The sequence below is a fragment of the Pseudomonas sp. P108 genome (genome assembly GCF_032613195.1).
Lineage (GTDB): Bacteria > Pseudomonadota > Gammaproteobacteria > Pseudomonadales > Pseudomonadaceae > Aquipseudomonas.
The window spans coordinates 2,216,032-2,237,455 of sequence record NZ_CP126691.1 but is presented as its reverse complement, the minus strand read 5'-3'; the positions used below and the strand labels follow the sequence as shown (position 1 = coordinate 2,237,455).

The 21,424-nt window shown below is 62.5% G+C and carries 2 protein-coding genes (1 of these 2 cut by a window edge); both read right to left on the bottom strand.

From position 1 onward, the window contains the following. A protein-coding gene (locus tag QOM10_RS09800; protein ID WP_316917937.1) for a non-ribosomal peptide synthase/polyketide synthase crosses the window boundary here: on the bottom strand, nucleotides 1-9,104 show its 5' portion. The gene continues 4,423 nt to the left of window position 1, outside the view; only the first 9,104 of its 13,527 coding nucleotides appear in the window; its start codon is at nucleotides 9,102-9,104; the stop codon falls past the left edge of the window. Next, nucleotides 9,104-21,424: a non-ribosomal peptide synthase/polyketide synthase gene (locus QOM10_RS09795; RefSeq protein WP_316917936.1), complete on the bottom strand. Its 12,321-nt coding sequence runs from the start codon at nucleotides 21,422-21,424 to the stop codon at nucleotides 9,104-9,106. Before QOM10_RS09795 ends, QOM10_RS09800 begins: the two co-directional genes overlap by 1 nt.

Sequence of the window (21,424 nt, the reverse complement as noted above, 5' to 3'; positions counted from 1 at the left end):
TGCTGATAGCTGAAGTGCACGGTCAGTTGCTGATCGAGGTTGACCATCAACGTCAGCGGATAGTTGGTCTGCTCATAACGGTCAACCTCGCCAAAGCGCAGGTCAGCCGATTCGGCTTGCTGCAAGGCTTCGGCAATCGGGTAGTTCTCGAACACCAGAATGTTATCGAACAACGCCTCACCGCTCTGCCCTGCCCAACGCTGAATATCGAACAGCGGTGTGTGCTCTTGCTCGCGCAGCAACAGGTTCTGTGCCTGCACCTGTTGCAGCCATTGCGGCAACGACTGTTCGGCACGTGGGCTGGCAATGATCGGCAAGGTGTTGATGAACAGACCGATCTGGCCTTCGACGCCATTCAACTGCGCCGGTCGCCCCGATACCGTGGCGCCGAACGTGACAGTGTCCTGCCCGGTGTAGCGTTGCAACAGCAACAGCCACGCGGCTTGCACCAGCGTGTTGACCGTGACCTTTTGCGCCCGGGCAAAACTGTTGAGCTCGGCGGTCGCGTGAGTGTCGAGGGTCAGCAGGTATTCACCCTGACCGGTGACGGTTGCATCAACGAGGTGCGGCACAGCATCGGCCAGATACGTCGGTGTCTCGAAGTCGGCCAGTTGGCCCTTCCAGAAGTTTTCCGTGACCTGCGCATCCTGCTGCGCCAACCACTCGATGTAATCGCGATAACGCCCCGCCCCCATCGCCGGCGCGTGGCCGTGATAGCGCTGCAATACATCGCCGAGCAACTGCGAGTTGCTCCAGCCGTCCATCAGAATGTGGTGCGAAGTGTAAATCAGATGGAAACGCTCAGCCGCCACCTGCACCACGACCAGACGCAGCAACGGCGCGACGTGCAGATCAAAACCTTGCAGGCGTTGCTCAAGCTCCAGGGCTTTCAGGGCTGGCGCCAGGTCGCCGCGATCACGCCAGTCGAGCACGCTGAACGGCACTTGCAAGCCTTTGTGCACCACTTGCAGGGCGTTGGGCAGATCGCCTTCCCAGACAAAACCGCTGCGTAGCACTTCGTGGCTGTCCATCGCCGCTTGCCAGGCATCGCGGAAACGCTCGACCTGCAAGCCATCGACGGCCACACACATCTGGTTGATGTAATCACCGGACTGTTGCGCGTAAAGGGTGTGGAACAGCATGCCCTGCTGCATCGGCGACAACGGATAAATGTCTTCAATCTGCTGTGGGCGGGTTGGCAAGCCGTCAAGCTGCGCCTGGGTCAGGCCGGCCAGCGGGAAGTCCGAAGGCGTCAGCCCAGCGACGCCCGGGGTCAGGCAATGGCCGATCAAAGCGGCCAGTTCCTCGGCGTAATCCGCCGCCAGTGCTTCGATCACAGCACTGTCGAAACGCTCGCTGCTGAATGTCCAGCCTACGCGCAATTCGCCGCCGTACACCTGACCGTTGAGGGTCAACCAATTGCCCATTGGCGCATCCGGGCTCTGGTCGAGACCGGCGTTGTCCGGCGCCGGTGCGAACAGCGCGCCGTCATCGCCCTCGAAACTGCCGTCGAACTGGCCGAGGTAGTTGAAGGTGATGCGCGGGGTCGGCAATTCACGCAGGCTCTGTTGTGCCTGAGCATCGCCAAGATGACGCAGTGCGCCGAAACCGATGCCCTTGTTGGGGATCGAGCGCAGTTGTTCCTTGATCTGTTTGATCGACTCGCCGGCCGTAGCTGCCGGGGTCAGGCGCACCGGGAACAGACTGGTGAACCAGCCGACGGTACGGGTCAGGTCAACACCGTCGAACAGCTCTTCACGACCATGACCTTCGAGCTGAATCAGTGTCGAAGCCTGCCCGCTCCAGCGCCCGATAACCCGCGCCAGTGCGGTGAGCAACAGGTCGTTGACCTGAGTGCGATACGCCGCCGGCGCTTCTTGCAGCAGTTGTCGGGTCAGCTCCGCGCCCAGTCTGGTCTGTACCGTCTGCGCCAGTCTGTTCTGCTGACCGGCGTCCATCCGCTTGCACGGCAGATCGCTGCCGACATCACTCAGGCAGGCCTGCCAGTAAGCCAGTTCCTGTTGCAACGCCGCGCTGTTGGCGTAGCGCTGCAAGTGCTCGCTCCAGTCCTTGAAGGCGCTGGTTTTCGCCGGCAGCTTCAGTGGCTGACCGTCGAGCAATTGCTGATAAGCGTTTTGCAGATCTTCCAGCAGAATCCGCCACGACACACCGTCGACGGCCAGGTGATGGATCACCAACTGCAAGCGTTGCGTGCCATCGGCCAGATTCGCCAACACCGCGCGCAACAGCGGCCCGTTCTGCAGATCGAGGCTGCGCTGCGCGCGGTTGCCCAAGGCTTCCAGCGCAGCCGCATCGGCGACGTCTTCCTGCCACAGCAGGTTGTGCGGCTGATCTTCAACCGCGCGGTGCTCGGCCTGCCACACGCCGTTGTGCTGAGTGAAGCTCAGGCGCAAGGCATCGTGATGTGCGACCAGCGCGCGCAATACTTGCTCGATTTTCTCCCCGTCCAGCGGCTGACGCGGTTTGAGCAGCACCGACTGGTTCCAGTGATGACGCTCAGGGATTTCATCGTCGAAGAACTGCTGCTGGATCGGCAACAGCAACGCTGCGCCGGTGACCGCTTGTTGGTCGATGCTCGATTCGTCGTCGCCCAACTGCGCGACCAAGGCCAGACGTTGAATGGTCTGGTGCTGGAACAGGTCTTTCGGGTTCAGGCGAATACCGGCCTGACGCGCGCGGCTGACCACCTGAATCGAAATGATCGAGTCGCCACCCAATTCGAAGAAGTTATCGTTGAGGCCCACTTGCGGCAGCTTCAGCACGTCTTGCCAGATTGCAGCCAAGCGTTGTTCCAGCTCACTTTGCGGTGCCTGATAGGCCTGCTGCGCCTGACTGACGTCCGGCGACGGCAACGCGCTGCGGTTGAGCTTGCCGTTGGCGGTCAGCGGCAATTGTGCGAGCAACAACAGGTGCGCCGGGATCATGTGATCCGGCAGATTTTCCTTGAGCTCGGCACGCACGCTGTCGCGCCATTGCGCTTGTTCAGCGGCGCTGGCGTCGAGTAATGCCGCATCAGTCGGCACCAGATACGCAACCAGTTGTTGACCACTGAGGCCCGGCTGCGCCAGCACCACCGCCTGGCGTACGGCAGCCTGTTCGAGCAGTTGCGCTTCGATTTCGCCCAACTCAATGCGGAAACCGCGAATCTTCACCTGATGGTCGATCCGCCCGATGTATTCGATCACGCCGTCGGCGCGATAGCGCGCCAGGTCGCCGGTGCGATACAGACGACCGCCGTCAGCGGCAAACGGATCGGGAATGAAACGCAGCGTGGTCAGGTCGGCACGGTTCAGATAACCGCGCGCCAGACCGGCGCGGCCAACATACAGCTCACCGATACAACCCTTGGCTACCGGGTTCAGGTCGCCATCGAGCAGGTACCACGACAGGTCGGCAATCGGCTCGCCGATCGGGCTGCTTGCGTCACGCTGCAAATCGGCCATCGATAACGGCCGGTAAGTCACGTGCACGGTGGTTTCAGTGATGCCGTACATATTGATCAGTTGTGGCGCCTGATCGCCGAAACGCTCGAACCATGGACGCAGGCTCTTCACGTCCAGCGCTTCACCGCCGAACACCACATAACGCAGCGCCGGCTGTTGCGCGGTGTGCTCCGGGGCGCAAGCAACTTGCATCAACTGCTTGAACGCCGACGGCGTCTGGTTGAGCACGGTGATGCCTTCGCGGCACAGCAAAGCGAAGAAATCTTCCGGCGCACGGCTGACCTCGTAAGGCACTACCACCAGTTTGCCGCCGTACAGCAGCGCACCGAAAATCTCCCACACGGAGAAGTCGAATGCGTAGGAATGGAACAGGCTCCAGACATCCTGCGGGCCGAAATCGAACCACGCCGCAGTGGCTTCGAACAGGCGCAGCACGTTGCGGTGCGCGAGCAAGGTGCCCTTTGGCTGACCGGTCGAACCCGAGGTGTAGATCACGTACGCGAGGTTGTCGGCGCTCATGCGCACGTGCGGATTGCTGTCGCTGTAACTTTCGAGGTCTTCGCGATCCTGATCGAGCATCAGGCTGCGCACCGAGTCCGGTACGGGCAGTCGGCCGAGCAGATGACTTTGGCTCAACAGCAGGCCGATGCCGCTGTCGCCGATCATGTAGCTCAGGCGCTCTTCCGGATAGCCTGGGTCCAGCGGCACGTAAGCACCGCCGGCCTTGAGAATGGCGAGCAGTCCGACCAGCATGTCGAGGCTGCGCTCAACGGCCAGGCCGACGCGCACGTCCGGGCCGACGCCACTGGCAATCAGTTTGTGGGCCAACTGGTTGGCGCGGCTGTTGAGTTCACCGTAGCTCAAGGACTGTTCTGCATACGTCACGGCCACCGCTTGCGGTGCGCGGGCGGCCTGGGCTTCGATCAAGTGATGCAGGCACTGCTCGTTAGGGAAATCGGCCACGGCCGGGTTCCATTGCAGCAGGGTTGCTGCGCGTTCGGCGGCGTCGTGCAGCGGCAGCTCAGCGATACGCTGGCCGCTGTCGGTGACGATGCCTTGCAGCAGATTCGTCCAGTGTTGCGACAGGCGCTCGATAGTCTCGACGTCGAACAGGTCGGTGGCGTAAGTCAGCTCGGCCCAGACATTGTCGGTCGATTCAAAAGTGTTCAGGGTCAAATCAAACTGCGCAGTATTCGACGCCCACGGCAAGCCTTCGATCTGCAGTTGCGGCAAGCGTGTCGCGCCTTGTGCCTGCCGCGCCTGGCTCTGGTGGTTGTGCATCACCTGGAACAGCGGACTGTGGCTGAGGCTACGTTCCGGTTGCAGCGCGTCGACCAGTTGCTCGAACGGCAGATCCTGATGCGCCTGAGCGCCGAGCACGGTGTTCTTCACTTGCTGCAACAGGCTGCGGAAGGTCTGCTGGCTGTCGAATTCAGCCTTGAGCACTTGGGTGTTGACGAAGAAGCCAATCAGCCCTTCCGTCTCGACCCGATTACGGTTGGCCACCGGTACGCCAACACGGATGTCGGCCTGACCGCTGTAGCGGTGCAGCAAGGTCTGGAACGACGCCAGCAACAGCGCGAACAGGGTAACGTTTTCACGCTGCGCGACGTGCTTGAGGGCCGTGGTCAGTTCGAGGCTCAGCGGGATGTCGCGACGCGCGCCGCGATAGCTTTGCTCGGCGGGGCGCGGACGGTCGGTCGGCAGCTCCAGCAACGGCTGATCGCCATCGCCGAGTTGCGCGGTCCAGTAATTCAACTGACGCTCGCGCTCACCGGCGTCCATCCACTGTTTCTGCCACACGGCATAGTCGGCGTATTGCACCGGCAACGCCGGCAATTGCGCGGTCTGGCCCTGGCTGTACGCGGCATAGAGCGCCACCAGTTCATCGACCATGATGTTCATCGACCAACCGTCGGAGACGATGTGGTGCAAGGTGATCACCAGCGCATGGTCATCGGCAGCCAGACGCAGCAGTTTCACTCGCAGCAACGGGCCTTGCTGCAGGTTGAACAAGTGCAGGGTTTCTTCGGCGACCAGCGCTTGCAGCGCTGCATCGTCCAGCCCTGCTACGTCCTGTACTTGCAGATCCAGCGTGCCCTGCGTCTGAATCACTTGCAGGGTCTGGCCCTGCTGTTCGACGAAACAGGTGCGCAGGGATTCGTGACGCTCGATCAGTGCATTGAAGCTGTGCTGCAACGCCGGCAGATTCAACTCACCACGCAGACGCAGTGCGGCCGGAACGTGATAAGCGCTGCTGGTCGGCTCCAGTTGCCAAAGGAACCACTGACGTTCCTGCGCATAGGAAAGTGCCATCGGTTGCGTACGCGGCAGCGCGACAATCGCCGGTTCCTGCGTCGCCTGATCGACACCCAGCGCGGCAACGAAATCTTCCAGCGTGCTGTGCTCGAACAGCGTGCGCAGCGGTACCTGAACGTTCAACGCCTGGCGCACTCGCGAGACCACTTGGGTCACCAGCAAGGAGTGGCCGCCAAGCTCGAAGAAGTTGTCACTCAGGCCGACACGCTCAAGCTTGAGCACCGCTTGCCAGATCTCGGCGACGCTGTGTTGAGTCGCGGTTTGCGGCGCGATATAGGTCGATTGCAACTGGCTGGCATCGGGTGCCGGCAAGGCTTTGCGGTCGACTTTGCCGTTGGGGGTCAGCGGCAGTTGCGCAAGGAACAGCAGGTGCGCCGGCACCATGTATTCCGGCAGTTCAGCCTTGAGGCTGGCTTTCAGAGCGGCGCGCAGTTCGACTTCGTCAACAGCGCTGGCGGATGGCACCACATAGCCGACCAGTTGCGCGCCGGTCGGGCCGTCCTGAGCGACGACGACGGTTTCACGCACGCTGTCCAGCGCGAGCAAACGGGCCTCGATCTCGCCCAGCTCGATTCGGAAACCACGGATTTTCACTTGATGGTCGATGCGCCCGATGTACTCGATCACGCCTTCTGCGCGATAACGGGTCAGGTCGCCGGTGCGGTACAGACGCGCACCGTTTGCCGAGAACGGATCCGGCACAAACCGTTCAGCGGTCAGACTCGGGCGCTGGAAGTAACCACGGGCCAGACCGTCACCGCCAATCAGCAATTCACCGGGTGCGCCGAGCGGATTGAGCTCAAGGTCGCTGCCGAGAATGTACAGCGCGGTGTTGTCTATCGGCGTGCCGAGGAATGGACGGCTGTGGTCCGCGCTCAGTGCGTGTTGCGCCGACCAGATCGTGGTTTCGGTCGGGCCATACAGGTTCCACACGCTCGGCGTCAGCGCCAGCATGCGATTGGCCAGCTCCTGCGGCAGCGCTTCACCACCACAGAGGAACGTGCGGCCCTTGAGAATCGCTGCGTGTTCGTTGTCGAGCAGCATGCGCCAGGTCGATGGCGTGGCTTGCAGGACGCTGACGGCATGACGCTCGATCAGTTCGAGCACCGCTTGCGGATCCTGATGCACATCCTTGCCGGTCAGCACCACACAGGCGCCGGCGAGCAATGGGCCATAGATTTCCAGGCCAAAAATATCGAACGAGAACGTGGTCAGCGACAGCATGCGATCTGCAGCGGCAATCCCCGGCTGCTTGATCATGCTCGCGACAAAATTGCTCAGTGCCGCGTGGCGCACCATCACGCCTTTCGGTTTGCCGGTGGAGCCGGAGGTGTAGATCGTGTACGCCAGAAGCTCGCCATTGACGGCAACGTCCGGCGCGGTCTGTGGATAAGTCGCTAGCCAGTCACCTGACTGATCGAGCAACAGGGTGTGCACACCCGCCGGGATCGGCAACTGCGCTTGCAAATGCATTTGGGTCAGCAGCAATTGCAGACCGCTGTCTTCGATCATGTAGGCTAGGCGATCCTCGGGATACGCCGGGTCCAGCGGCACATAAGCGCCGCCGGCCTTGAGGATCGCCAACAGGCCGACGATCATCTCAACGCTGCGCTCCACCGCGATGCCGACCAGCTGATCCGGGCCGACGCCGGCCTCGATCAGGTGATGCGCCAGTTGATTGGCCCGGGCATCCAGTTCGCCATACGTCAGTACATCGTCGCCGATGATCAGCGCCGTGGCCTGCGGGTTTCGTTGCGCCTGCAAGGCAAAGTCCTGCTGCACGCACTCGGCCTGCGCGCTGTGATCAGCTACACGCAACCAGTCCTGCAACAACACGCCGTGCTCGGCACTTTCCAGCAAGGGCAACTCGCCAACCCGTTGAGTCGGTGCGGCCACAATACCTTGCAACAGGTTTTGCCAATGACGCGCCAGACGCTCGACCGTTTCCGGCTTGAACAGATCGGTAGCGTAGGTCAGCTCGGCGGCGAAACCGTCATTCGATTCATAGGTATTGAGCGTCAGGTCGAATTGCGCGGTGCGCCCTTCCCACTGCACATCTTCGACGCTCAGCTGCGGCAGTTGCACCGCGCTACGGCCCTGATCACGGCTGGTCTGGTGGTTGAACATCACCTGGAACACCGGGCTGTGGCTCAGGCTGCGCTCCGGTTGCAGCGCTTCGATCAACTGCTCGAACGGCAGATCCTGATGCGCCTGCGCGGCCATCGCCGCTTGCTTGACCTGCGCCAGCAATTGGTTGAACGGCAGTTGACCATGCACTTCGGCATTGAGTACTTGGGTGTTGACGAAGAAGCCGATCAGGCCTTCAGTTTCGACCCGGTTGCGGTTAGCCGTGGGCACGCCGACGCGAACCTGCGCCTGGCCGCTGTAGCGATGCAGCAACGCCTGAAACGACGCCAGCAACACCATGAACAGGCTCGCACCTTCGCGCTGAGCCAGTTGTTTGAGCGCATCGCCGAGGGCGGCTGGCAGGTCCAGTTGCAGACGTGCACCGCGCAGGCTTTGCACCGCCGGACGCGGAAAATCGATCGGCAATTCCAGCACCGGCTGCTCGCCGTCCAGCGTCTTGATCCAGTAAGCCAGCTGCCGCTCGCGCTCACCCGCTTCCAGCCAGTGACGCTGCCAGATCGCGTAGTCGGCGTATTGCACCTCCAGTTCCGGCAATGCCAGTGGCTGCCCGGCGGTGTCGGCGGCGTAATGCTGGATCAACTCGTTGACCAGCACTTTGATCGACCAGCCATCGGAGATGATGTGGTGCTGGATCAACACCAGCACATGATCGTCATCAGCGACCTTGAGCAATGCCACGCGCAGCAGCGGCCCCTGTTGCAGATTGAACGGGCGCGCGGTTTCGCTTTCGACAAACGCCTTGATCGCCGCCTCTTCGCCAGCGGCGTCGAGGCCTGCCGGCAACGGTGCCAGGGTGATGCGCAGCGGCAATTGCGGGTGAATCACCTGGCAGAAGGTTTCGCCGTGCTCGGCAAACGTGGTGCGCAGACTTTCATGACGCGCCGCCACCGCATTGAAGCTGCGTTCCAGCGCCGCCACATCCAGTTGCCCCTTGAGGCGCAAGGCGCTGGGGATGTGATACGCGGTGCTGTGCGGGTCCATTTGCCAGAGGAACAGTTGGCGTTCCTGAGCGTACGACAGAGGAATCGCTGCAAACCCGGAACGTGTTTCCGGGATCGGCAGGTTGGCCGGAGAGACGCCCTCTTCGAGCATCTTTTCCAGGTACAGCTTACGTTTGTCCAGCGGCAGAGTGATAAAGCGCTTGGCTACCCTCAAAGCAACACTCTTGTCCATCAGACTTCCTCCATATCGTCAAGCAGGGCTTCCAGCTTGCTCAGTTTCTGTTCGTTGATTGCCCCGCCTCCTGTATCGAGTCGAGCGACAAAGTCGCTCAGGACGGGGTGCTGGAATAACAGTTGCGGGGTCAGCGTCAGGCCCAGCTCAAGGGCCATGCGCGACACCACGTTGACCGCCAGCAGCGAGTGCCCGCCCAGTTCGAAGAAGTGATCGTTCAGACCAATGCGTTCAACCTCGAGCACCTGCTGCCAGATCGCCGCGACCTGCTGCTCAAGCTCACTCTGCGGCGCGACGTACGCGGCCTGCATCTGGCTGGCATCCACCGCTGGCAGGGCCTTGCGGTCGAGTTTGCCGTTAGGGGTCAGTGGCAACTGCTCAAGGAACAGCAGGTGCGCGGGAATCATGTAGTCAGGTAACGAAGACTTGAGGTCAGTCTTTAGTCCGTCGCGCAGTTGCCGTTGCGCTTCGCCGTCGTACAGATCCAGTTGCGGGGCGACCACGTAGGCCACCAGTTGCGCACCGCCCTCTCCTTCAACGGCCAGCACCGCCGCTTCGGTGACCGCCGGTTGAGCGAGCAATCGCGCCTCGATCTCGCCCAGTTCGATGCGGAATCCACGAATTTTCACCTGATGGTCGATTCGGCCCATGTACTCCAGCGCGCCCTCTTCGCGTTCACGAATCAGGTCGCCGGTGCGGTACATGCGCTCGCCATTGCCGACGAACGGATTCGGCACGAAGCGCTCGGCGGTCATCGCCGCACGCCCCAGATAACCGCGGGTGATGCCGGCGCCGGACAAGTACAGCTCCGCCGAAATCCCTTGCGGCACCGCTTGCAGATCGGCGTCGAGCAAATGGCTGACGCTGTGATCAAGAGCACGACCGATGCGCGGTTGACCACCGGCGATGCGGCGGGTCCAGGTCGAATAGGTGGTGTCTTCCGACGGACCGTACAGGTCGTAGACATGCTCGACTGTCGACTGCTGATACAGCGCGTTGACAAGCCCTTGTTTGAGCGGCTCACCCGCCAGGTTGATGATGCGCACGCTCGGCGGAATCTGCCCGGCGCGTTGCAGCGCAGCGATCGCCGATGGCACGGTGTTGATCAGACGCACCTGATCGCAAGCCGGCAGGTTTGCCAGCTCCAAAGCATTGCGCGCGATGATCAGCGAACCGCCGTTGGCCAACGTGACAAACAGCTCCCACACTGACAGGTCGAAGCACACCGAAGTCGAGGCCAGCACGCCCTGGATGTCGTCGCGGCTGTAGACCTTGGCCGACCAGTCGATCAGCGCCATGACGTTGCGGTGAGCAATCGCCACGCCTTTCGGTTTGCCGGTGGAACCGGAGGTGTAGATGACGTAGGCGAGGTTGTCCGGCTGCACCGCCGTTTGCGGCGCGACATCTGAGTAACCGCTCAGCGAAACCTGATCCATCAGCAGTACTTGCGTATCGCCCGGCACGCTCAGCGTCGCAGCGACCGCTTGCTCGGTGAGCAACACCCGCGCACGGCTGTCTTCGAGCATGTAGGCAACGCGATCGGCCGGATAATCCGGGTCCAGCGGCACATACGCGCCACCCGACTTGAGCACCGCCAGCAAGGCAATCAGCAACTGCTCGGAACGCGGCATCGCCACGCCCACGCGCACTTCCGGGCCGACACCCAACTCGATCAGCTTGTGCGCCAGACGGTTGGCTTGCGCGTCCAGTTCGGCGTAGGTCAGTCGCGTATCGGCGAAGGTCACCGCCAGCGCATCCGGGGTTGCTGCCACTTGGCGGGCAATGCCTTGATGAATGCACAGCTCGGTGACGAAGTCGGTCTCGACACTTGGGCCGTTGTCGATCAGGTTCAACTCGCTCAACGAGCGTTCACCTGCTGCAGCCATCTGCGTCAGCAAACGCTGCAGACTCGCGCCCAACTGCGCCACGCTGGCCGGGGCGAAGCTGTCGCGCTGATAGCTGAAATGCACCGACAGTTGCGCGCCCATGCTCACCAGCAAGGTCAACGGATAGTTGGTCTGCTCTTGATTGACCACTGCACCAAAACGCAAACCCTGCGGCGCACCGCGCTCCAGCGCTTCGCCAATCGGGTAGTTTTCGAACACCATCAGGCTGTCGAACAGTGCGTCACCGCCCTGCCCGGCCCAGCGCTGAATGTCCGCCAGCGGCGTGTGTTCGAACTCGCGTGAAGCGAGGTTCTGCGCCTGCACGGCTTGCAGCCAACTGGCCAGACTCTGCTGCGCTTGCGGCGCGGCCACCACTGGCAAGGTGTTGATGAACAGACCGATCTGTTCTTCGGCCCCCGGCAGATCCGCCGGACGTCCGGCTACGGTCGCGCCGAACGCCACGCAGTCCTTGCCGGTGTAGCGCTGCAACAGCAACAGCCACGCGGCTTGCACCAGCGTGTTAACAGTGACTTTCGAGGCCCGGGCAAATTCACCCAGACGTACGCTCAGATCAGCGTCCAGCACTTGGTAATGGTCGCCATAACCGACATTCGGCAAAGCGTCGACTGGCCGTGCAATGGCATTGGCCAGACGCGTCGGCTCGTGCAGATTGACCAGCGTCGCCAGCCAGTAGGCTTCAGCCGCGGTTGCATCCTGACGTTGCAGCCAACCGATGTAATCGCGATAGCGACCCGCCGGGCGCGGCACCGCTTCGCCGCGATAGTGCTGCAGCACTTCGCCAAGCAACTGCGCGCTGCTCCAGCCGTCCATCAGGATGTGGTGGTTGGTGTAGATCAGGTGATGACGATCAGTCGCCGTGCGCACCAGCACCAGGCGCAACAGCGGCGCGCAGGTCAGGTCCAGGCCCAGCGCTCGCTCCTCGTCAGCCAGGATTTGCAGCGCCGCCTCCAGATCAACCTTGCCGTTCCAGTCGAGCACGCTGAACGGCACGTCCACCTGCCGCTGCACCACTTGCACCGGTTGCGGCAAGTCGCCCTGCCAGAAGAATCCGCTGCGCAGAATATCGTGGGCATCCACCACTGCTTGCCAGGCCGCGCGGAAACGCTGCGGGTCGACGCCATCGACGTCGAGGCGCATCTGGTTGATGTAGTCGCCATTGCCGTGTTCGAGCAAGGTGTGGAACAACATGCCTTGCTGCATCGGCGACAGCGGATAGATGTCATCGATGCCTTGCGGTTCCAGCACCAGCGCATCCAGTTGCGCTTGCGACAGTTGCGCCAGCGGGAAGTCCGACGGCGTCACGCCACGGTTGCCGCTGTCACAGCAATGGCCGATCAGCGCGGTCAGCTCTTGCACGTAGTCATCGGCCAGACGCTGAATGGTCGCCGCGTCGAACATGGCGCCACTGTAGGTCCAGCTCAGGTCCAGTTCGCCGCCGAAGACCTTGCCGTTCAATGCCAGCGGGTTGCCCAGCGGGCCTTGCATATTGACTTCTGCGCCGCCGGCTTCGCTGGTCGGTGCGAACAAGGCTTCATCGGCCGCATTGAAGCTGCCGTCGAACTGGCCCAGATAGTTGAAGGTCAGGCGCGGTGCCGGCAAGCCTTGCAGTGCCTCGCGAGACGGCGCAGCGCCCAGATGTGCCAGCGCACCGAAACCGATGCCTTTGTGCGGGATTGCCCGCAGCTGCTCCTTCACTTGCTTGAGCGATGCGCCCAACTCGGTGACCGGCGACAGACGCGCCGGAAACACGCTGGTGAACCAGCCCACAGTGCGGGTCAGGTCGATGCTGTCGAAGAGGTCTTCGCGACCGTGACCCTCGAGCAAGACCAACGCACTGTCGTCACCGGTCCAGCGCACCATCACTCGCGCCAGCGCCGTCAGCAGCAGATCGTTGACCTGCGTGCGATAGGCCTGCGGCGCATCCTGCAAGAGTTGACGGGTCAGGGCTTTGTCCAGTTTGCTGCGGATCGTCAGCGCCTGATCGTGTTGCTGCCCGCCGTGCGGATGGTCATAAGGCAAGGCAGCCGAGGCGCCCTGCAACTGCTGCTGCCAAAAGCCCAGTTCGGTTTGCAGCGCTGGGCTTGCCGCATAGTCCTGCAACGCTGCCGCCCAGGCTTTGACTGCACTGGTCTTGGCCGGCAATTGCACGGGGTTACCGGCAAGGATCTGCCGATAAGCGTTTTGCAGATCCTCGAACAGAATCCGCCACGACACGCCATCGACCACCAGGTGATGCACGATCAGCAACAGGCGTTGCGTACCGTCAGCCAGGTTCGCCAACACCGCGCGAATCAGCGAGCCGCCGCTCAATTGCAAGCTGCGCTGGGCCTTTTCACCCAGGGCCTCCAGCGCCGCGAGATCAGCCACATCGACTTGCCAGAGGATGGTCTCGCCGGCTTGCGTGGCAACGTCGCGGTATTGCGCGACCCAACGCTCAGCCTGCTCGGCAAACTCCAGACGCAAGCTGTCGTGATGCAGCACCAAGGCATCCAGCGCCTGTTCCAGCAGTTGCGCGTCCAGCGCCTGCATCGGCTTGAGCATCACCGACTGGTTCCAGTGATGACGATCGGGAATCGCCTGCGCGAAGAATTCCTGATGAATCGGCAACAGCGCAGTGCTGCCCGTCACCGGTTGCTGATCGATCGATTGCAGCGCTTCGCCGGTCTGCGCCACCAACGCCAGTGCGGCGATGGTCTGGTGCTGGAACAGGTCTTTGGGCGTGAAGCGAATCCCGGCCTGCCGCGCACGGCTGACCACCTGAATCGAAATGATCGAGTCGCCGCCCAGCTCGAAGAAGTTGTCGCTGACGCCCACTTGCTCAAGCTTGAGCACGTCCTGCCAGATCGTCGCCAGTTGCTGCTCCAGCGCGGTTTGCGGTGCAACGTAAGTTTGCTGCAGTTGGCTGACGTCCGGTTTCGGCAGGTTCTTGCGATCGAGTTTGCCGTTCGGCGTCAGCGGCATGCGCTCCAGACGCAGCACATACGCCGGCACCATGTGCGCTGGCAACGTCGCCTTGAGTTGTGCACGCAGATCGTCAGTGAAGTCGGCACGGCTGGAATCGCCCACCACATACGCCACCAGACGCTTGCCACTGCCGGCGCTGCCTTCCTGCGCCACGACCACCGCTTCGCGTACGCCGTCGAGGGCTTGCAGCGCCGCTTCGACTTCGCCCAGCTCGATGCGGAAACCGCGGATTTTCACCTGATTGTCGATGCGATCCAGATAATCGAACGTGCCATCGGCACGCTGACGGACCAGGTCGCCAGTGCGATAAAGCAAACCGCCGTTGGTGCTGAACGGATCAGCCACAAAACGCTCGGCAGTCAGCCCCGGACGGTTCAGATAACCCCGCGCCAGCCCCGTGCCACCAAGGTACAGCTCACCGGCCATGCCTTGCGGCAGCAGGTTCAGATCAGCGTCGAGCACGTAGGCGCTGCGGTCACCGATACGGCTGCCGATTGACGCATACGCAGCGCCACACGGCACTTCGCGACCGGCCTTCCAGATCAGTGGGGTGACCACGGTTTCGGTCGGGCCGTAACCGTTGATGATGTAGTCCGGATCGAGCGCGCGCTTGACCCGCTCGAAACTGGCGTTCGGCACCGCATCACCGCCAAAGCAATAGATCCGCACTTTCGGCGGATTGCCGACGCGCTCGGCGTGTTCGGCCAGTTGTTGCAGGTACACCGGCGGGAATGCGACGACGGTCACGCCGTGTTCGATCATCGCGTTGTAGGTCTGCTCCGGCGTCCACAGCGTGTCGTCGCGAATCAGCAGCGACGCACCGTGGGTCAGGCTGGTCAGCCAGCGTTCGTGGGCACCGTCGAAGGCGAACGACATGAAATGGAATTCACAGTCACTGTCGCGCATTTCATAGCGTTGACCGATGGCCTGGCAATGCATGGCCAACGGGCCGTGGGCGACGCTGACGCCTTTCGGATTGCCGGTGGAACCGGAGGTATAAATCACGTAGGCGAGGTTGTGCGGATCGAGCTGCACGTGCGGCGCCTTGATCGGCAACTCGCGCAAATCGAGACGATCCAGTTCCAGCAGCGGCACCGATTCATCGACCGGTAATTGCGTCGACACCGACGAGTCGCTGATCAACAACGCCAGCCCGGAATCTTCGATCAGATAGGCCAGGCGTTCGCGCGGATAGCTGGTATCCAGCGGCACATAGGCGCCGCCTGCCTTGAGCACGGCCAGCAGCGCGACGATCACCGACTCACTGCGCAGCAGGGCTACACCGACGCGGGTTTCCGCGCCGACGCCACGGGCGATCAGTGCGTGCGCCAGTTGGTTGGCACGCTGGTCGATCTCGCCGTAGCTGAAACGCTGACCGTTGAAGATCACCGCCGTGCGCTGCGGATTTTGCGCAGCCAGCGCGGCAATGCGCTGATGCACGCCGATGTCCACCGGGTACGGCTGCGGGTGGTTTTCGGCTTGCTGGCGCACCTGCTCTTGAGCGTCCGCCAAAGCGATTTCACCGAGGTTGCGCTCGGCCGACAGGGCGAACTGCTCAAGCAATTGCAGCAGGTGCGCACTGATGCCGGCGATGACATCGCTGGCGAACTGGCCGCGATCAAAGCTGTAGTGCAACGCCAACTGCTGACCGAGGGTGACCGCCACGCTCAGCGCGTAATGGGTTTGTTCGAGATTACCGACATCACCGAATGTCAGCCCTTGCCCGGCCTGACTCAGCGCCTGGGCAATCGGGTAGTTCTCGAACACCAGAATGTTGTCGAACAGTGCTTCACCGCCCTGCCCGGCCCAACGCTGGATGTCCGCCAATGGCGTGTGTTCGAAGTCGCGCAGGCTGAGGTTTTGCGCCTGTACCGCTTGCAGCCAGCTGCCAACGCTTTGATCCGGACGCGGCGCGCCGATCACCGGCAAGGTGTTGATGAACAGACCGACCTGCTGCTCGATGCCCGGCAGATCCGCCGGACGCCCGGCCACGGTCGCACCGAACGCCACGGCTTCGTGACCGGTATAGCGTTGCAGCAACAGCAGCCACGCCGCTTGCACCAAGGTGTTGACGGTGACTTTTTGCTGGCGGGCAAAGGTTTCCAGCGCCTGGGTGCGCTGCACGTCCAGCGTCAGGTAGTGATCGCCGTGGCCGCTGGCAATCTCGCCAGTGGTGGCCGCGCGCGCCAGCCGGGTCGGCTCTTGCAGGGCGGCCAGTTGGCCGTTCCAGAAATCTTCACTCAGTTGGCCGTCCTGACGTTGCAGCCAGGCGATGTAGTCGCGATAACGCCCGCCGCCATTCGCCGGCGTGCGCCCGCTGTAGCGCTGCAAGACTTCGCCGAGCAACTGCGAGTTGCTCCAGCCGTCCATCAGGATGTGGTGATGGGTGTAAATCAAATGCCATTGTTCGGCACCGGTCTGCACCAGAACCAGTCGCAGCAGTGGCGCACAGCTCAGATCAAAGCCTTGTTGACGTTCAGCATCGGCCAACGCCGCGAGCGCTGCCGGCTGATCCTCGCGGTCGCGCCAGTCCAGCGTGCTGAATGGCAGTTGCACCTGCTTGTGGACGATCTGCACCGGCTGCGTCAGCTCACCCTGCCAGACGAAACCGCTGCGCAGAATGTCCTGCGCATCGACGGTGGCCTGCCAAGCGGCGCGGAAACGTTCGGGATCGAGACCCTCGACGTCGACGCGCAACTGGTTGATGTACTCACCCGCCGCTTGTTCATAAAGGGTATGGAACAGCAGGCCCTGTTGCATCGGCGACAGCGGATAAACATCATCGAGTTGACCTGCCGGCACCGGCAACCCATCCAGTTGTGCCTGGGTCACGCGCGCCAGCGGGAAGTCCGATGGCGTTGCCTGTGCGGCTTGCAACGTGCAGCAATGCTCAATCAGCGCATGCAGTTCCAGCGCGTATTGATCGACCAGATACTGCACGGTCGCGCTGTCGAACATCTCGCGGCTGAACCCCCAGCTCATCGACAGCTCACCGCCATAGACCTGGCCTTCCAGCGTCAGCCAGTTGGCCAACGGCGCTGCCGGATCCTGCGCAACGCCGCTGGTTTCAGCGGACGGCACGAACAGCGCCGCGTCGTCGAACTGACGATCGAACTGGCCGAGGTAGTTGAAGGTAATCCGTGGCGGCGCCAACTCCGCCAGTTCGGCGCGCACCGCCGGTGCCGCCAGATAACGCAGCACGCCGTAGCCCAGACCTTTGTCCGGCACGGCGCGCAGTTGCTCCTTGATCGACTTGATCGACCCGTCGAGATCGTCGGCGGCCGTCAGCTTGACCGCGAACAAACTGGTGAACCAGCCCACGGTGCGGGTCAGGTCGATGTCATCGAAGAGGTCTTCGCGGCCATGGCCTTCGAGTTCGATCAACGTGCCGGGCTGCTGGCTCCACCGACTGATGGTGCGCGCCAGTGCGGTCAACAGCAGGTCATTGACTTGCGTGCGATACGCCGCAGGCGCCTGTTGCAGCAACTGACGGGTACGCTCGGCGTCGAGGCGCCATTCGATTTTCTCGCTGTGCAGGTTTTGCAGGCTGCCATCGGGACGTTCGCACGGCAGATCCTGCGCACCTTGATGCTGGGTTTTCCAGTAATCCAGTTGTTCATCGAAGCGTGCAGTGGCGCTTTCCAGACGCGCGGTCCAGTTCTGGAAGGCATTGGTCTTGGCCGGCAACTGAATGCCGCCGCCCGCCGAGCGCTGCTCGTAAGCCTGTTGCAAATCTTCCAGCAGCACGCGCCAGGAAACGCCGTCTACCGCCAAGTGGTGAATGATCAGGTTCAGGCGCTGAGTGCCATCGGCCAGCGTCACCAGCAATGCACGCAGCAGCGGACCGTTCTCCAAGTCGAGGCTGCGCTGGGCTTCGTTGCACAGCGTCTGCAGTTGTTCTGCGGACTCGGCATCGCGCTGCCACAAGTCAGCGCTGCCAACCAACGGGCCATGGCTCTGCTGCCAGCCGTCGGCGCTTTCGACAAAGCGCAGGCGCAACGCGTCGTGATGATTGATCACCTCGGTTAGTGCAGCATCGAGCCACTGCGCGTTCAAGGTGTCGCGCGGGGTCAGCAGCAGCGACTGGTTCCAGTGCTCACGCAGCGGCATCGCGCGGCTGAAGAAATGCTGTTGAATCGGCCCGAGCACGGCGTCGCCGGTCACCGGCCCCTGATCCACCAAGGTCTGATTATCCAGCGTGGCGACCAGCGCAAGGCTGCGCACGGTCTGGTACTGGAACAGGTCGCGCGGGCTGAGACGAATCCCGGCCTGGCGCGCACGGCTGACGACTTGAATCGAAATGATCGAGTCGCCGCCCAGTTCGAAGAAGTTGTCTTCGAGGCCTACGCGCTCAAGGCCGAGCACGTCCTCCCAGATCGCCGCCAGGGCTTTTTGCAGCACATCCTGCGGCGCGACGAACGCTTGTTGTGGCGCGGCGTCCGGTTGCGGCAAGGCTTTGCGATCGAGTTTGCCGTTGGCCGTTACCGGCAGTTTTTCCAGCGTCATCAGGTAGGTCGGCACCATGAATTCCGGCAGGCTGCCGAGCAGCCACGCCTTGACGTCCTGCTGCCACTGTTCGTCCGGCTGAGCCTGTTCCAGCACCAGATACGCGACCAGATGCTTGCCGCCCTGCACCAGCACCACCGCTTCGCGCACCAGCGGATGCTGCATCAGGCGGGTTTCGATTTCACCCAGCTCGATGCGCAGACCGCGCAGTTTCACTTGATGGTCGAGACGACCCAGGTATTCGATCACCCCGTCGGCACGCTGACGAACACGGTCACCGGTGCGGTACAGGCGCGCGCCGTCATGGAACGGGCACGGCACAAAACGCTCGGCGGTCAGCGCCGGACGCTGGTGATAACTGCGCGCCAGCCCGGCGCCGCCCAGGTACAGTTCGCCGGCCACGCCACTCGGTACCGGCAGCAGCTCGGCATCAAGCACATGGGTGCGCAGGTTGGCGATCGGCCGGCCGATCGGCACGCTGTCGGCGCCTTCGTCAACACACGCCCAGTGGGTCACGTCGATCGCCGCTTCGGTCGGGCCGTAGAGGTTGTAGAGGCCGGCATTCGGCAGTTTGGCGAAGACTTGCAGTTGCGCGTCCAGTGGCAGCGCTTCACCGCTGCAGACGATGCGCTTGAGGCCGACGCAGCTTTCAACGCCCGCCTCATGAATGAACGCCTGCAACATCGACGGCACGAAGTGCAGCGTGCTGATGCCGTGGCGGTTGATGATGTCGATCAGTTGCAGCGGATCGCGGTGCGCACCTGGCGCGGCAACCACCAGACGCGCGCCGGTCAGCAGCGGCCAGAAGAATTCCCAGACCGAAACGTCAAAGCTGAACGGGGTTTTCTGCAACACCGAATCGCTGGCGTCGATCGCGTACGCTTCCTGCATCCAGCACAAGCGGTTGACCAGCGCCGCGTGGCTGTTGCCGGCGCCTTTCGGTTTGCCGGTGGAACCCGAGGTGTAAATCACATAGGCCAGGTTCAGCGGATCGACGCTGACGTTCGGGCGGCTATCGCTGTAGCGGTCGAGCAGGCCCGGCTGATCCAGCGTAATGACCTGCACGCCGTCAGTCGGCAGCGATGCCAGCAAAGCATCCTGGGTCAGCAGCAAGTTGATGCCGCTGTCCTCGATCATGTACGCCAGACGTTCCTGCGGGTACTCCGGATCCAGTGGCACATAAGCGCCGCCAGCCTTGAGAATCGCCAGCAGCGCCACAACCATTTCCACCGAACGCAGAGCACAAACGCCGACCAGACTGTCGGCCCGCACGCCTTGTTCACCCAGCAAATGCGCGAGGCGGTTGGCCCGGGCATCCAGTTCGGCGTAGCTCAGCGTCTGCTCACCGAACACCAGTGCAGGCGCATTCGGCGTGCGCGCAACCTGCGCTTCGATCAGTTGATGGATCGGTGTTCCGGTCGGGTAAACCGCTTGGACGTTGTTCCAGTCGTGCACCAGCGTGTGCTGTTCCTCGGCCTCCAGCAGCGACAATTCGCCGACGCGTTGCGACGGATCGGCAACCATGGCCGTGAGCAAGCGCAACCAATGGCGCGCCATGCGCTCGATGGTCGCCGGCTCGAACAAGTCGCTGGCGTACGTCAGCGCCGCATGCAGCTTGCCGCCCTTTTCGTAGGTATCGAGGGTCAGGTCGAACTGGGTGGTACGGCTCTGCCAGTCGAGGCTGTTCAGCAGTAGACCGGAGGCAGTGCGGATGCTGGCGATGTCCGCTACTTGCGGCTGGTGGTTGTACATCACCTGAAACAGCGGCGTGTGACTGAGGCTGCGTTCCAGCTTCAGCGCTTCGACCAGTTGCTCGAACGGCAGATCCTGATGCGCCTGAGCGCCGAGCGCGGTGTCCTTGACGGCGCGCAGCAGATCGTCGACCCGGGTCTGCCCGTCCAGTTGGGTACGCAGCACTTGAGTGTTGACGAAGAAGCCGATCAGCCCTTCGATTTCGCCACGGTTGCGGTTGGCAATCGGCACGCCGACACGGATGTCGGTCTGGCCGGTGTAGCGATGCAGCAGCGCGTTGAAGGCACCGAGCAAGAGCATGAACAACGTGACTTGATGCTGCTGCGCGGTGTTGCGCAGTTGCCCGGCCAGTTGTTCATCGACAGCGAACTCATAGCGAGTGCCGCGATAGCTCGGCATCGCCGGACGCGAATGATCCAGCGGCAGATCCAGCACCGGGTGTTCGTCGCCCAGTTGCGCCTGCCAGTAATCGAGTTGGCGCGCCTGTTCGCCCGCCTCCAGCCAACGGCGCTGCCACAAGGCGTAGTCGCTGTACTGGATCGGCAGCGCGGCCAGTTGCGGCTGCTGACCGGCATCGAACGCGTCGTAGCAACGGATGAATTCGTCGATCAGCACGTTCATCGACCAGCCATCGGAAACGATGTGGTGCAAGGTCAGCAGCAGCACATGCTCCTGATCGGCGAGCTTGAGCAACGTCACCCGCAGCAGCGGACCCACGGCCAGGTCGAATGGCAACACCGACTGCTGCTCGGCGGCCTGCATCACGGCCTGTTCACGCTCGCTGGCCGGCAGTGTGCTGAAGTCTTCATGGCGGATCACCAGCGGAGCGGTGGCTGGCACTTGCGACAGACTGTCATCGGCCTGGCGCTGGAACACCGTACGCAGGGTTTCGTGACGCTCGACCAGGCTGGCGAAGGCTTGCTCCAGTGCCGCCAGGTTCAAGCGGCCATTGAGCCGTACCGCGCCCGGCAGGTTATAGGCGCCACCTTGGGGATCCAGCTGCCAGAGAAACCACATGCGTTGCTGTGCGTAAGACAGCGCCTGCCGATCCTCGGCCTCGACGCCGGTCGGAATCGGAAACCGGGAAAAATCCACCCCTTCCCTCTGCAGGGCAGCGAGGAACATCTGGCGCTTTTCCAGGGGCAGCCCGATAAACCGGCGAGCAAGTTTCAGGGAGTCTTCAGCATTCAT